Here is a 12,920-nt window from a genome sequence, read left to right on the forward strand (position 1 = left end):
ACCCGCCTTAGGATTTCGGGATGGGGTACGGCGTACAGATCCGGAAGGTGCTCGACGAGACCCTGCCGATGGGTCGGCGGTACTTGTCGTTGCGGGAAGCGATGACCGACTACTCCCCACTGGGTTACACCGCGAGCTGGGCCTACGTGACCGCGGAGGCGCGGCCGGACGGCGACATCCGGTACGACGCGGCGGCGTTGACGCGGGTCGTGGCGATCATTCAGGCGAGCCGCGCGATCCGGCTGTCCGAAATGCGCGAGCTCGCGTCCCGGCGGGCCGTGGAGAAGCGGAACGGGCAACGTCAGCTTCGGCCGGCTGACCGGGCGCTGTTCCGACCGAGGTGGCCGGGTGGCGCGACGCGGCTGGGATTGGTAGCGGCGGTGTCAGCGGTGAACCGGGACTCGCGGCGGCAGGACGAACCGGTACTGAACGCCTGCGCCGCGACCTACATCGCGCGGCTGGGCTACCTCACCCCTGACGAGCGGCAGGATCTCGTGCAAGCGTTGGATACCTTCAAGTGGAGCCCATTCGCGGGTTTGCTGCGGTACGCCGTACTGACTGACGGAGGTATTGATGCGTGAGCGTGTGTTGAAGGCGGCCGCTGAGTGGGTCTGGGTGCCGGACGATGCCGAGGACATCGTCGCGGACGACTACCGGCTGATCGTGTACAGCCGCGGGCCGGTTGTGCAGTGGTCATCCACGACCCGGCCGCTCGAGGTGGTGCATGCCGAGATGCGGGAGCGGATTCCGGCCGGTACGCGGCTGCGCTGGTGGGTCGACGCGCAGACGCAACCAGCGAACACGGCTGAGTTCCTCCAGGGCAAAGGGTTCACCGAGGTCGAGGACCTGGAGATCCTCGCGCGCCCGATCAGCGCAGAGCTGACCGAGGAGCTCGCCGTACCCGAGGATGTCGTGGTGCGGCAGGCACTGGACGCCGAGACGATCGAGCGCGCCGCGCTGGTGGACTCCGAGGTGTTCGACTGGCCGCCGCCGAGCCGGAACGAGCTCGACAGCGAAGCCGCGACGATAGCCCGCGGTGACCTGTTGTCGCAGCGATTCGTGGCGGAGCTCGACGGCGAGGTCGTGGGCTCGGCGGGATACCGGCTGATGGGCGACACGGTCGGCCTGTGGGGTGGTGGCGTGCTGGCAAAGGCCCGTGGCCGCGGCGTCTACCGCGCCCTGATCGCCGCCCGCTGCGAGATCGCGCTCGCCGCCGGAGCCGACCTGGCCCTCGTCAGCGCCCGCGTGACGACCAGCGCCCCCATCCTGCGCCGCATCGGATTCGTTGCCTACGGCACCAAACGCTGCTACGAGCTCTGATCCGACCCAGCACCGCCGACATTGCGCCGAATGAGAGGGTTGGACGCGTGCAGGCATTCAAGCGGTGGTCGTTGGCGGCCGGACTCGTGCTCGGACTGATCTGGGCCGCGGTCGTGTCGGCCTCGATGCCGAGCTGGTGGGACCCGAGCAAGTCCTGTTTCGAGAAGCTCGGCCCGCTGGTCGGCCCGGACGCGGCCGTCCACACCGGCTGGTTCCCGCCGTCCGCGACCTGCGACTTCGGCGGCGGCGACGTCCGCGACTACCTGAGCACCACCCAATCGGTGGTCCTGTCGGTCATCGGCATCCTGGTGGGAGCGCTCGTCGTGGCCGGCATCGTCCTGACCCTCCAGAGCCTCAAGGGCGAGCCCGGGCCGATCAGATCGGCGGACGGCGTCGACCTGACCCGCCGGCACCGCAACCACCTCCTGTACGGCGCCCTCGACCTACTGGTCGTTGTCGCGGTCCTGACCGCGCTGAACGCGGCGGCGATCATCTTCGGCGAGATCATCGGCGGCGTGCTGTTCGCGTTCGCCGCGGTCCTCCTCCTGGCCGCGCTCGCCGTCGTACTCGACCGGCACACCGGCCCGCTCCCCAGCACCGCCCTCGCCAGCCGCCGCCGGGGCGCCGCCACCGGCGCCATCCTCTACGGCGTGGTCTTCGTGGCGACCGCCGTCACCGGCCAACTGCCCTTCTTCCGTCTTTGGGCGGCCCCGCTCGCCGCCATCACGTTCGCCGTCGTCACCCACGTCCAGTGGACCAAGGCTGCAACCGTTGCAAACGAGACGCCCAAGACGGAGCAGAACTCAACCACGTAAGGTCGGACCCGTGAGCATCATCGGCGGCCCGGGTCAGGTCCTCAGCGAGGACGAGGTGACGACCTTCGTCGGTGACGCCTTGGCCGGCGCCGGCCTGGAGGGCCGCAGCGTCTGCGTGATCGTCCCGGACGCGACCCGCAGCTGCCCGCTCCCCCTGCTGATCCGCGCCGTCCACACCGCGCTGGACAAGCGCGTCAGCAAGCTCACCATCTTGATTGCCCTCGGCACCCATGCCGAGATGACCCCGGACGAGCTGAGCAAACACCTCGGCGCCGAGTACGACGGTGTGCTGAACCACGAGTGGTGGAAGCCGGAGACGTTCGTCGACCTCGGCACGATCAGCGCCGAACGCGTCCAGGAGATCTCCGGCGGGCTGCTGACCGACGAGGTGCCGGTCCGGCTCAACAAGGCGGTCGTCGAGCACGACGTCGCGCTGGTCGTCGGCCCGGTCTTCCCGCACGAGGTGGTCGGCTTCTCCGGCGGCAACAAGTATTTCTTCCCCGGTGTCGCCGGCCAGGAGGTCATCGACGTCTCGCACTGGCTCGGCGCCCTGATCACCAGCGCGAGCATCATCGGCACCCTCGGCGTCACGCCGGTGCGGGCGCTGATCAACGAGGCGGCCGCGCTGATCCCGGCAGAGAAGCTCGCGCTCGCCGTGGTCGCCCAGTCCGGCACGGACGCCCTGCACGCTGTCGCCTTCGGCGATACCGTCGAGGCCTGGGAGGAGGCCGCCAAGGTCTCCGCGCAGACCCACGTGACCTATCTCGACCGTCCGGTCCGCCGGGTCGTCTCGGTGATGCCCGCGAAGTACGCCGACATCTGGACCGCGGCCAAGGGCTTCTACAAGCTCGAGCCGGTGGTCGCCGACGGCGGCGAGGTGATCCTCTACGCGCCGCACGTGACCCGGATCGCCGCGATGCACCCGGAGATCGAGGAGATCGGCTACCACTGCCGCGACTACTTCCTCGGCCAGTGGGAGAAGTTCCGCGACGTCCACTGGGGCGTCCTGGCGCACTCGACCCACCTCCGCGGCGCCGGCACCTGGGATCCGGTCACCGGCGAGCACCTCCGCGTCCAGGTCACCCTGGCGACCGGCATCCCCGAGGACGTCGTCCGCCGGGCGAACCTCAACTACCTCGACCCGGCCACCGTCACTCTCGCGGACTACGAGGCCGATCCGGACACCCTCGTCGTACCGAATGCCGGTGAGGTCCTGCACCGCCTGAAATAGGCAGCCGGCGGTGGGAACTGTCTGCATGAACCGGACAGAACCGTTCCCTGCGGAATGACTCACCGGTAACCTCGGGCCCTATGACAGAGGTCGTGATCATCGGGTCCGGGTTCGCCGGGTTGTGCATGGGAATCAAACTGCGGCAGGCCGGATGCGAGGACTTCGTCATCCTGGAGAAGGCCGACCGCCTCGGCGGCACCTGGCGGGACAACACGTATCCCGGTTGCGCGTGCGACATCCCGTCGTACCTCTACTCGTTCTCGTTCGAGCAGAACCCGCGCTGGACCAGGATGTTCGCGCCCTGGCACGAGATCCTCGAATACCTCGAGTACTGCGCGGACAAGTACGGCGTCGCCGACAAGATCCGGTACGGCGCGGAGGTCACCGAGGCGGCGTTCGACGAGGCGACCGGCCGGTGGACCGTGACGGTCAACGGCGACGAGACGATCGAGACCCAGGTGCTCGTGACCGGGGTCGGCGGCCTGCACGAGCCCAAGCTGCCCGACCTCCCGGGCCTCGACTCGTTCGCCGGTACGGCGTTCCACACGGCGCACTGGGATCACAGCCACGACCTCACCGGCCGCCGGGTGGCTGCGATCGGGACCGGCGCCTCGGCCGTCCAGTATGTGCCGCAGATCGCCCCGCAGGTCGAGCAGCTGGATGTGTACCAGCGGTCGGCGGCGTGGATCACGCCGAAGCCGGACCGTGGGATCGGACCGCTGGAACGCCGCGTGCACGCCGCCTTCCCGGCCGGGCAGCGGCTGATCCGGAACACGATCTACTGGGCGCTGGAGGCCCGCGGCGCCGGTTTCGCGGCCAACCCGAAGTTCATCAAAGTCCTGGAACGACAGGCGAAACAGCATCTCCGCAAGCAGATCCCGGACCCCGACCTGCGCGCCCGGCTGACCCCGGACTACCAGATCGGCTGTAAGCGGGTGATGGTCTCGAACGACTACTACCCGGCCTTCAACCGGTCGAACGTCGACCTCGTCACCACCGCGATCACCCGGGTCACGCCGACCGGCGTCGTCACCGCCGACGGGATCGAGCGGCCCTGCGACACGATCGTGTTCGGCACCGGATTCTCGGTGATGGACAACCTGACCCGGATGCCGATCCTCGGCAAGGACGGCACCGATCTCGGCGAGCACTGGAAGCGCGAGGGCGTCGGCGCCCATCTCGGCATCACCGTCGCCGGCTACCCCAACCTGTTCCTCCTGGTCGGGCCGAACACGTCGACCGGCCACTCGTCCTCGGTCTTCATGATCGAGGCGCAGGTCCGGTACGTCATGCAGGCCCTGGACCTGCTCCGGCGCCGGGACGCGAGCTACGTCGAGGTCCGCGAGGAGTCCCAGCAGAAGTTCGTCGACGGTCTCCAGGACGACCTCAAGGGCTCCGTCTGGGACGCCGGCTGCACGAGCTGGTACCTGGACGCCAGCGGCCGGAACTCGGCGATCTGGCCGGACTTCACCGTCGCCTACTGGCGCCGTACCCGCAAGCTCGATCCCTCCGACTTCGTGCTGGTCAAGTAGGGGTAGCCCGGACTCCGGAAGGATGACACCTCAGGGTCGGACGTACGACCTTGGGATGAAGGCAAGACCGGTCCAGAGACCGATGTCCGCGAGGGCGATCTGAAAGAACCTTGAGATATGGAAATCCTTCAGATCGCGGGAGCAGCAGCCATCGTCATCGGCATCATCGTGATGGCCCTGCTCGCCATCGTGCCTTCGGTCGTAGACCGTTGATTCCAAGTCCTCTCCCGAATCTGGGAGAGGTCAGTCGGCGGACAGATGGACCAGCAGGTCCTGCCGGGTCAGTACGCCCACCGGCTTGCCGTCGTCCAGCACCATCAGGGCGTCGCGACCCTCGAGCAGCTCGACCGCCTTGGTGACGGCCTCGCCGGCACCCAGGGACGGCAGAGCCGGGTCCATGTGCTGCTCGACCATGTCGGCCAGCCGCGCCTTGCCGGAGTACAACGCGTCCATCAGCGTCCGCTCCGACACCGCGCCGGCCACCTCGGCCGCCATCACCGGTGGCTCCGCGCGGACCACCGGCATCTGGGAGACGCCGTACTCGCGCAGGATCGCGACCGCTTCGGCGATCGTCTCGTGCGGGTGGGTGTGCACCAGCGGCGGCAGGCTGCCGTCCTTGCCGGCCAGCACGTCACCGAGCGTGGTGCCCTGCTTGGCGTGCGCGAGGAATCCGTACTGCGCCAGCCAGTCGTCGTTGAAGACCTTCGTCAGGTAGCCGCGGCCGCCGTCGGGCAGCAGCACGACGATCACGGCCTCGGGGTCGTCGATCTCGTGCGCGAGCCGGATCGCGGCCGCGGCCGCCATCCCGGCCGAGCCGCCGACCAGCATCGCCTCTTCACGCGCCAGCCGCCGGGTCAGCGCGAACGAATCGGCGTCCGAGACCTCGATGATCCGGTCGCAGATGTCGCGGTCGTAGGTCTCCGGCCAGAAGTCCTCGCCGACGCCCTCGACCAGATACGGCCGGCCGGAGCCGCCGGAGTAGACCGAGCCCTCGGGGTCCGCGCCGATGATCTGGACGCGACCTCCGGAGACCTCCTTGAGGTACTTGCCGGTGCCGCTGATGGTGCCGCCGGTGCCGACCCCCGCCACGAAGTGGGTGATCTTTCCCTCGGTCTGCTCCCACAGCTCGGGACCGGTCGTCTCGTAGTGCGAACGCGGGTTGTTCTCGTTGGCGTACTGGTTCGGCTTCCAGGCGCCCTCGATCTCACGGACCAGGCGGTCGGAGACGTTGTAGTAGGAGTCCGGGTGCTCGGGGGCGACCGCGGTCGGGCACACCACGACCTCGGCGCCGTACGCCTTGAGCACGTTGCGCTTGTCCTCGCTGACCTTGTCCGGGCAGACGAAGACGCACTTGTAGCCCTTCTGCTGGGCCACCATCGCGAGGCCGACGCCGGTGTTGCCGGAGGTCGGTTCGACGATCGTGCCGCCCGGCTTGAGCTCGCCGGAGGCCTCCGCCGCCTCGATCATCCGGACCGCGATCCGGTCCTTCACCGAGCCGCCGGGGTTGAAGTATTCGACCTTGGCCAGGACGAGAGGGGTGGCCCCGTCCGTGGTCTTTCCCAGCTTCACGAGCGGGGTGTTGCCGACGAGGTCCAGGAGAGATTCTGCGTAGCGCACGGTTTCAGGGTAGCGGCTCGTCGAGGGGCATTGGTGCCGAATGCTCCTCGACGAGCCGTCCGATCCTCGTGTCGTTTCCCCTATTTCGCTTGCTTGTACGTGACAGCGTGTAATCCTTGTACTCATGAGTAAAGGCAAAGCCAGGGCGGCCAAGCGGCTCGCCCAGGCCGCTGCCTTCGGGGGCGGGGGACTCGGACTCATCGGTGCCACGTTGTACGGCGTACTGACCGCAGAGGCCGAGTATGCGAAGCGCGTGATCGGCCCGATGCGTTACTACCCCACTCCGGGGAGCGGTCTGTACGGCAGATACCCAGGACTTCCGATCACCTTCGCCATGCTCGGCGACTCCAGCGCGGCCGGCTACGGCACCGATTCGCCGGACGAGACGCCCGGCGTGATGCTCGCCTCCGGCCTCACCGACCTGGCCGAGCGCCCGGTCCGGCTGGTCGACGTCACCAAGACCGGCGCCAAGTCGACCGATCTGGCCCAGCAGGTCGACGCCGCGCTGCAGGCCGGCCCGCACGTCGCCGTCATCATGATCGGCGCGAACGACGTGAAGGCGCAGATGTCGCCGTCGGTCTCGGTCCGGCTGCTCTCGGCCGCGGTACGGCGTTTGCGCGCGGCGAACTGTGAGGTCGTCGTCGGCACCTGCCCGGATCTCGGCGTCGTACCGACCATGATGCCGCCGCTGCGGCAGTTCGCTCGCGCCTGGAGCCACCGGCTCGCCGCCGCGCAGACGATCGCCGTGGTCGAGGCCGGTGGGCGGACGGTTTCGCTCGGCTCGATGCTCGGACCGGCCTTCAAGGCCGACCCGACGATGTGGGGCCGGGACAACTTCCACCCCTCCGCGATCGGGTACGCCGCTGCCTCCGCCGCGCTACTGCCTTCCGTGGCGGCCGCGATGGGGGTCGGGCCGGAGTCGTTCGTGCACCCCGAGTCCTTCCGGGGCGAGGCGATCCTGCCGATCGCCGAGGCCGCCGTACAGGCTGCCCGGACGGCGGGCACCGAGGTCGCGGCGACCGAGGTGGCAGGGCGCGAGCGCGGTCCGCGGGGCCGTTGGGCCGCGCTGCGGCACCGCCGCCGGCACCCGAAGGCCGAGGTCGACCGGGTGGCCGAGTCGGACAGCAAGCCTGGATCCGAGCCTTTGATCAACATCTGAATCAAGTTCCGGAACCGGTGGGCCGTTGACTGGGAGCGCTTCCAGTCACACGATCGGACCCCGCCCCCACCGCTCCGGAGGTCTTCATGACCAGGTTCCGCCCCGCCCTGCTCGCACTGGCCGCGCTCACGCTCTTGGGCGGCGTCCTGACGCCCACCGGCAGTCAGGCCGCCGTCACCGCGATCGGCGGCAGTTTCACCGACAACTTCGACGGCTTCGACACCGGTCGCTGGCACAAGGCCGACGGCTGGAGCAACGGCTCGATGTTCAACGTCGGCTGGCGTGCCGACCACGTCTGGTTCAACGGCGGCGTGATGGGCCTGAACCTGGACAACGCGTCCTGCCCGGGCGGTTGTTCGGGCAAGCCCTACGCCTCCGGTGAGTACCGCACCAACGACCTCTTCTCGTACGGCCGGTTCGAGACCCGTATGAAGGCGGTCAGGGCATCCGGCACGGTGACGTCGTTCTTCACCTACACCGGCCCGAGCGACAACCAGCCCTGGGACGAGATCGACGTCGAGATCCTCGGCAAGAACACCACGCAGATGCAGACCAACTACTTCACCAACGGCACCGGCGGCCACGAGACGATCATCAACCTGGGCTTCGATGCCGCGGCCGGCTACCACGACTACGCGATCGAATGGTGGAACCAGGGCACCATCAACTGGTTCGTCGACGGGCGGCTCGTCCATCAGGAGAACGGCTCCCGCGGACCGTTGCCGACTCGTCCGATGCGGATGATGCTGAACCTCTGGCCGGGCATCGGTGTCGACGGCTGGCTCGGCCCGTTCAAGTACACCGGACAACTGACCGCTACGTACGACTGGGCCCGTTACACCAAGTACTGAGCGGCGATTCCTGAAATCTGGCCTCCCGCAACGGTACTTTCATGAAGAACCCCTTGCCTGTAGGCGTCTTCGTGGTGCACAGTCGATAGCAACGTGGTACCCCGATATCGGGAGGCGAAGATGGGCTTGAACCACTCCGAGGAAACGCACCAGCGTTTGGTGGAGAAGGTGCCCAGATGCACCGGACGCGGTATGACCGAGTGGTTCCAGCTGATGAACGACGGTCCGTCGTTCCTGCGTTTTGACGACAGAGTGCGGTGGCTCTCCAGCGAGTACGAACTCGCGCACGGGCACGCCACCGCCATCGTGCACGAGTACGACCTGGTCAAGGCGCACCGGCGAATGAGCTGACAGCCGAACAGGAGAAGAGTTTTTGGCGCGGGCCTGCCCCTACAGGTGGAGGGGCGGGCCTTCGTCGTTCGGAGGACTTTGTTACCTACAACGGCCGAAGGGCCGGCTCGTGGTGAGCCGGCCCTTCGGATTGTCGTGGTGCTGAGGGGTTAGTCGCCACCGCGGAGGATGGCGAGGATGCGCAGCATGTTCCAGTACAGCCAGACCAGTGTCACGGTCAGGCCGAAGGCTGCCCGCCAGGCCTCGTTCTGCGGGGCTCCGGCGCGGACGCCCTGCTCCACCATGTCGAAGTCGAGGATCAGGTTGAAGACCGCGAGGCCGACACCGAGCGCCGCGAACAGCAGGCCCATCGGGCCCATCCCGCTGATCCCGGTGCTGAAGCCGAGCAGTCCCAGCACGAAGTTCACCAGGAGCACCCCGGCGAAGCCCATCGTCGCCAGGATGACCATCTTCTGGAAACGCGGTGTCACCTTGATCGCGAAGTACTTGTACGCCGCCAGTGTCAGGCCGGCCGTCACCAGCGTGGCCAGGATCGCCTGCACGACGATGCTGGAGTCGCCACCGACCCACCTGACGATGACCTTGCTGCCGACACCGAGGAAGACACCCTCGAACGCCGCGTAGACCATCACCAGCACGGGATTGATCTTGCGCGAGAACGACAGCACCATCGCGAGCGCGAAGGCCAGCAGCGCACCGCCGAGGAACGCCGGCAGCACCAACCTGTCCGGCACCCTGTTCCACGCGATGGCGCCGACCACGGCCACGACACCCAGCGTGATCGCCGTCTTGACGATGACGTCGTCCAGCGTCATGGGGCGGCTGCCGGCCGGTGCACCCTGGTACTGCTGGGGCGGCACACCCGGTCCGCCGTACTGACCGGGCTGCTGACCGTACGGAGCGGCCCCCGGATATGCCTGGCCATGGCCAGGCGCGAACGCACTCGACCGGTTCAGGACCGGGTTACTGCTCTGCATGAGATTCCTCCTGGTGACCCACATCCGGGGCCGTGACGAAATACTACGTTCCCACCCTTAACAACATCTGAGAAACCGGCGCTCGTTCCCCAACCGAAACCCAACCCCATAACAGGTTGCGCATTTCAATCGGGCACCAATGGAGTTTCCGCCGGGAACGCGGCTTTGCGTCGTACCTGTATGGGCAGGTACGACGCTTGCCGGCGGCCACCCAGGACGTCGTGCTCCCGCAGGCCGGTCAGTGGGGTTGAGCGATGAGGGCGGTCGCGACCTGGTCGGCCAGGGCGACCGCGACCTGGCGTTGCTGCAGGTCCGGGCGGGCGATGTGGGTCGCCGCGGTGAGGAGGAAACGGCCCCGGACCCGGCCCGCGTGCTGGATCGGCAGCTCGATCTCGGCATTGGTGGGCAGGCCGTCGCGTTCGACCTTGAGGACCCGGCCACCGCGGGTGACGGTGCCGTCGGAGTTGAGCTGCGGGGCCGACGTACGGTTGCCGCCAGCAACGAACTTCACCCCGTCGATCCCCAGTACGACGGTCAGTTCCGCGCAGACGCGGTCGATCAAATCCTGGGTGGAACCGCCCTCGGAGACGGCCTGGGACGTCGTGATCACGCCGTCCAGGTAGCCGCGGTGCCGGGACGCGCGGGCTTGTTGCCGACGGCCCCAGATCGCGATCTCACTCACCGCGACACCGATCACGACCAGCAGGATCGCGGTCTCGATGTCGTCGCGACTGTCAATGGTGAGCCGGTTGTACGGAACCGTCAGGAAGAAGTCGAACCACACTCCGCTCGACACTGCCGCGAGCACACCCGCCGACCGGTACCCGGAGGCGGCCACCGCGACGATCACCACCACCAGCAGCAACGCGGCGTTCGCGTTGTCGAAGCTGTCGCGCAGCAGCGCGAGCAGACCACACACCGCCGGCGGAACCACCAGCCCGACCGCGAGCACCCGATTGCGATTCACACTTCCATTGAGCCTCGCCGACCCGCTTCGGTTCAACCCTTCTCGCAAACGTCTATCAGCCGTAATCCAGTGGCCACCTCCGGCCGCCGGGTCCTACCGTGCTCAGTTATGCACACCCTTCGCCCGGCCACGCTCGACGACGTCGACTTCCTGCTGGACGTCGCCATCGAGGCCACCCGCGCCCAGGGCCGCCTCTCGGCCGCCGCCGACGAACCAGGCTGGCGCGAGGGATTCGACGACCTGACCCGCGAGCAGCTCGCCGCGGATCCCACCGGAACCAGCGTCATCGAGCTCGCCGGCCGCCCGATCGGCCGCCTCCGCGTCGCCCGCCACCCCGCCTCCATCGAGCTCTGCGGCATCCAGCTCGACCCCACCGTCCAGAACCAAGGCATCGGTACGGCGATCATCCGCGAACTCCAGCAGGAAGCGGCCGACCGCGGCGTACCGCTCGACCTCGGCGTGGAACGCGACAACACCAACGCCCGCCGCCTCTACGAGCGCCTCGGATTCCGGCAGTTCGCCGCGGACGACCGCGAGGACAAACTCCGCTGGCGCCGCGACATCTGGACGGCGGACGTCGCCTCGAAGTACGACACCCCAGGCGTGGGCATGTGGTCGCCGGATCTCCTCGGCCCGACCACCGCCCGCCTGGCCGAACTGGCCGGCACCGGCCGCGCCCTGGAGTTCGCGATCGGAACCGGCCGAGTCGCCGTACCGCTGGCCGAACGCGGCGTACCGGTGAGCGGTATCGAGCTCTCCCCGCCGATGGTCGAGCAACTACGCACCAAGGCCGACGAGGCCACCATCCCGGTCACCATCGGCGACATGTCCGCCGTCCGGGTGCCCGGCGAGTTCTCCCTCGTCTACCTGGTCTTCAACACGATCTCCAACCTGCTCACCCAGGAAGACCAGGTCGCCTGCTTCCGCAACGCCGCCCGCCACCTCACCCCCGGCGGCCACTTCGTCATCGAACTCTGGGTCCCCGAACTCCGCCGCCTCCCACCCGGCACCCCCGCCACCGTAGGCATCGCCGACCCCGACTACATCCTCCTGGACACCTACGACGTCCTGAACCAGCACGTCACCTCGTACCACTTCCGTTTCACCCCGGACACCACCGAGGCCCACCTCGACCGCTCCCCCCACCGCTACATCTGGCCCGCCGAACTGGACCTCATGGCCCAACTAGCCGGCTTCACCCTCGCCTCCCGCCACGCCAACTGGCAGGGAGCCGCCTTCACCGCCGACTCCCCCTCCCACATCTCCACCTACCGACTGGACGCCGTACCGGAGAACGAGTAGTAGGCGGCCGACCCGACCGCGGCGTACCTCTCGACTTCGGCGTGGAACGCGACAACACCAACGGACCGCCCCCACTCACCAACCCACGTTTCCTCCACGTTCGGAGCCCAAGCCACGCTCGGCCGACGGGCACGCCGGCGATTGGTGAGTGTCTGGGGTCCGCTCACTCCACTGACCTGAACAACAACACGGAACCACAAGCCACGTGCACCTCGATCGACCGAACGGGTTGCAGTCCCACGCATACTGCTGTGCATGGGTGAGGAAGCGTTGTTCACGCGGTTGGCGCCGGTGCTGAATGTGTCCGACTTGGCTGCGGAGCGGGCGTTCTACGAGAAGCTCGGGCTGCCGGTGATCTACGAGGGCGACGAGTATCCGGAGTTCATCGCGTTCGGGACCGAGACGATCCACTTCGGGATCCAGCAGGCGAGCCGGGAGAACGATCCGCCGAGTGTGCTGACCTGGCAGATCGGCGTGTCCGACGTCGACCTGGCGGCGGAGCGGTGCCGGGCGGCCGGGCTGGAGTTCGAGCTGGAGGTCAATCGGCCGGCGCCGGACTGGACGTACCGGCGGTTGCTGTTGCGGACGCCGAGCGGGTATCGGCTGGCGTTGGAGGGGCCTACCGAGTAGGTGGTGTCTTGCGGTTGCGTGACGGGTGGGTGGATAGCTCGGTGTGGGTGGGGAACAGGGTCACGATAGGGCTGTGGATGATCACTCCAGCGAGGGATTCCGGTGGGTGAGATCACTCCCCAGAGGGTTTGTGAAAGTTTTCACGAGCCGATAACCTGAAGTAGACAT

At 67.9% G+C, this 12,920-nt stretch carries 13 protein-coding genes; 10 read left to right on the forward strand and 3 right to left on the reverse strand.

Going from position 1 to position 12,920, the window contains the following annotated elements; translation table 11 throughout:
* Window positions 1-20: 20 nt before the first annotated feature.
* From OG474_RS07820 to OG474_RS07840, 5 genes are all read left to right on the forward strand, one after another.
* Entirely contained in the window at window positions 21-581 is a 561-nt protein-coding gene (locus tag OG474_RS07820) for a hypothetical protein (protein WP_405061544.1), read from the forward strand.
* Window positions 574-1,320, forward strand: coding sequence for a GNAT family N-acetyltransferase (locus OG474_RS07825; RefSeq protein WP_405061545.1), 747 nt, complete (start codon window positions 574-576; stop codon window positions 1,318-1,320). The genes OG474_RS07820 and OG474_RS07825 overlap by 8 nt, the downstream gene beginning before the upstream one ends.
* A 47-nt stretch (window positions 1,321-1,367) precedes the next feature.
* Window positions 1,368-2,135, forward strand: a complete 768-nt coding sequence (locus OG474_RS07830) for a hypothetical protein (protein WP_405061546.1) — start codon at window positions 1,368-1,370, stop codon at window positions 2,133-2,135.
* A gap of 10 nt (window positions 2,136-2,145) precedes the next feature.
* A complete protein-coding gene (locus OG474_RS07835) occupies window positions 2,146-3,366 on the forward strand; it encodes a lactate racemase domain-containing protein (RefSeq protein WP_405061547.1) in 1,221 nt (406 codons plus the stop codon).
* A gap of 80 nt (window positions 3,367-3,446) precedes the next feature.
* On the forward strand, window positions 3,447-4,898 hold the full coding sequence (locus tag OG474_RS07840; RefSeq protein ID WP_405061548.1) for a flavin-containing monooxygenase: 1,452 nt from the start codon (window positions 3,447-3,449) through the stop codon (window positions 4,896-4,898).
* A gap of 243 nt (window positions 4,899-5,141) precedes the next feature.
* Here OG474_RS07840 and OG474_RS07845 read toward each other — a convergent pair whose 3' ends face one another.
* Window positions 5,142-6,515, reverse strand: coding sequence for a cystathionine beta-synthase (locus OG474_RS07845; protein WP_405061549.1), 1,374 nt, complete (start codon window positions 6,513-6,515; stop codon window positions 5,142-5,144).
* Between the two features lie 124 nt (window positions 6,516-6,639).
* On the opposite strand from OG474_RS07845, the gene OG474_RS07850 reads away from it, so the two are divergent.
* The 3 genes from OG474_RS07850 (at window position 6,640) to OG474_RS07860 (ending at window position 8,876) form a co-directional block, all read left to right on the forward strand.
* Window positions 6,640-7,674, forward strand: a complete 1,035-nt coding sequence (locus OG474_RS07850; RefSeq protein ID WP_405061550.1) for an SGNH/GDSL hydrolase family protein — start codon at window positions 6,640-6,642, stop codon at window positions 7,672-7,674.
* A gap of 86 nt (window positions 7,675-7,760) precedes the next feature.
* The gene (locus tag OG474_RS07855; protein ID WP_405061551.1) at window positions 7,761-8,525 is read left to right on the forward strand and encodes a glycoside hydrolase family 16 protein; all 765 of its coding nucleotides are present in this window, start codon (window positions 7,761-7,763) and stop codon (window positions 8,523-8,525) included.
* Window positions 8,526-8,645: 120 nt separating this feature from the next.
* Window positions 8,646-8,876, forward strand: a complete 231-nt coding sequence (locus OG474_RS07860; protein ID WP_391546123.1) for a DUF4287 domain-containing protein — start codon at window positions 8,646-8,648, stop codon at window positions 8,874-8,876.
* A 149-nt stretch (window positions 8,877-9,025) separates the two neighbouring features.
* Here the strand turns inward: OG474_RS07860 and OG474_RS07865 are convergent, their stop codons facing one another.
* Both OG474_RS07865 and OG474_RS07870 read right to left on the reverse strand, forming a co-directional pair.
* Window positions 9,026-9,853 (reverse strand): Bax inhibitor-1/YccA family protein, encoded by an 828-nt coding sequence (locus OG474_RS07865; RefSeq protein ID WP_405061552.1) that lies wholly within the window; start codon window positions 9,851-9,853, stop codon window positions 9,026-9,028.
* A gap of 238 nt (window positions 9,854-10,091) precedes the next feature.
* Entirely contained in the window at window positions 10,092-10,820 is a 729-nt protein-coding gene (locus tag OG474_RS07870; protein WP_405061553.1) for a DUF4118 domain-containing protein, read from the reverse strand.
* Window positions 10,821-10,928: 108 nt separating this feature from the next.
* On the opposite strand from OG474_RS07870, the gene OG474_RS07875 reads away from it, so the two are divergent.
* Entirely contained in the window at window positions 10,929-12,122 is a 1,194-nt protein-coding gene (locus OG474_RS07875) for a GNAT family N-acetyltransferase (protein WP_405061554.1), read from the forward strand.
* Window positions 12,123-12,377: 255 nt separating this feature from the next.
* Complete coding sequence (locus tag OG474_RS07880; RefSeq protein ID WP_405061555.1) at window positions 12,378-12,752, forward strand: VOC family protein; 375 nt, start codon at window positions 12,378-12,380, stop codon at window positions 12,750-12,752.
* Window positions 12,753-12,920 lie beyond the last annotated feature (168 nt).

This window comes from Kribbella sp. NBC_01505, assembly GCF_045040285.1.
In the GTDB taxonomy this organism is placed as follows: Bacteria; Actinomycetota; Actinomycetes; order Propionibacteriales; family Kribbellaceae; genus Kribbella.

Coding starts and splice junctions, on each gene's coding strand:
- OG474_RS07840 (WP_405061548.1), top strand. CDS start 3,447: ATGACAGAGGTCGTGATCATCGGGTCCGGGTTCGCCGGGTTGTGCATG.
- OG474_RS07855 (WP_405061551.1), top strand. CDS start 7,761: ATGACCAGGTTCCGCCCCGCCCTGCTCGCACTGGCCGCGCTCACGCTC.
- OG474_RS07875 (WP_405061554.1), top strand. CDS start 10,929: ATGCACACCCTTCGCCCGGCCACGCTCGACGACGTCGACTTCCTGCTG.
- OG474_RS07825 (WP_405061545.1), top strand. CDS start 574: ATGCGTGAGCGTGTGTTGAAGGCGGCCGCTGAGTGGGTCTGGGTGCCG.
- OG474_RS07860 (WP_391546123.1), top strand. CDS start 8,646: ATGGGCTTGAACCACTCCGAGGAAACGCACCAGCGTTTGGTGGAGAAG.
- OG474_RS07820 (WP_405061544.1), top strand. CDS start 21: ATGGGGTACGGCGTACAGATCCGGAAGGTGCTCGACGAGACCCTGCCG.
- OG474_RS07865 (WP_405061552.1), bottom strand. CDS start 9,853: ATGCAGAGCAGTAACCCGGTCCTGAACCGGTCGAGTGCGTTCGCGCCT.
- OG474_RS07880 (WP_405061555.1), top strand. CDS start 12,378: ATGGGTGAGGAAGCGTTGTTCACGCGGTTGGCGCCGGTGCTGAATGTG.
- OG474_RS07850 (WP_405061550.1), top strand. CDS start 6,640: ATGAGTAAAGGCAAAGCCAGGGCGGCCAAGCGGCTCGCCCAGGCCGCT.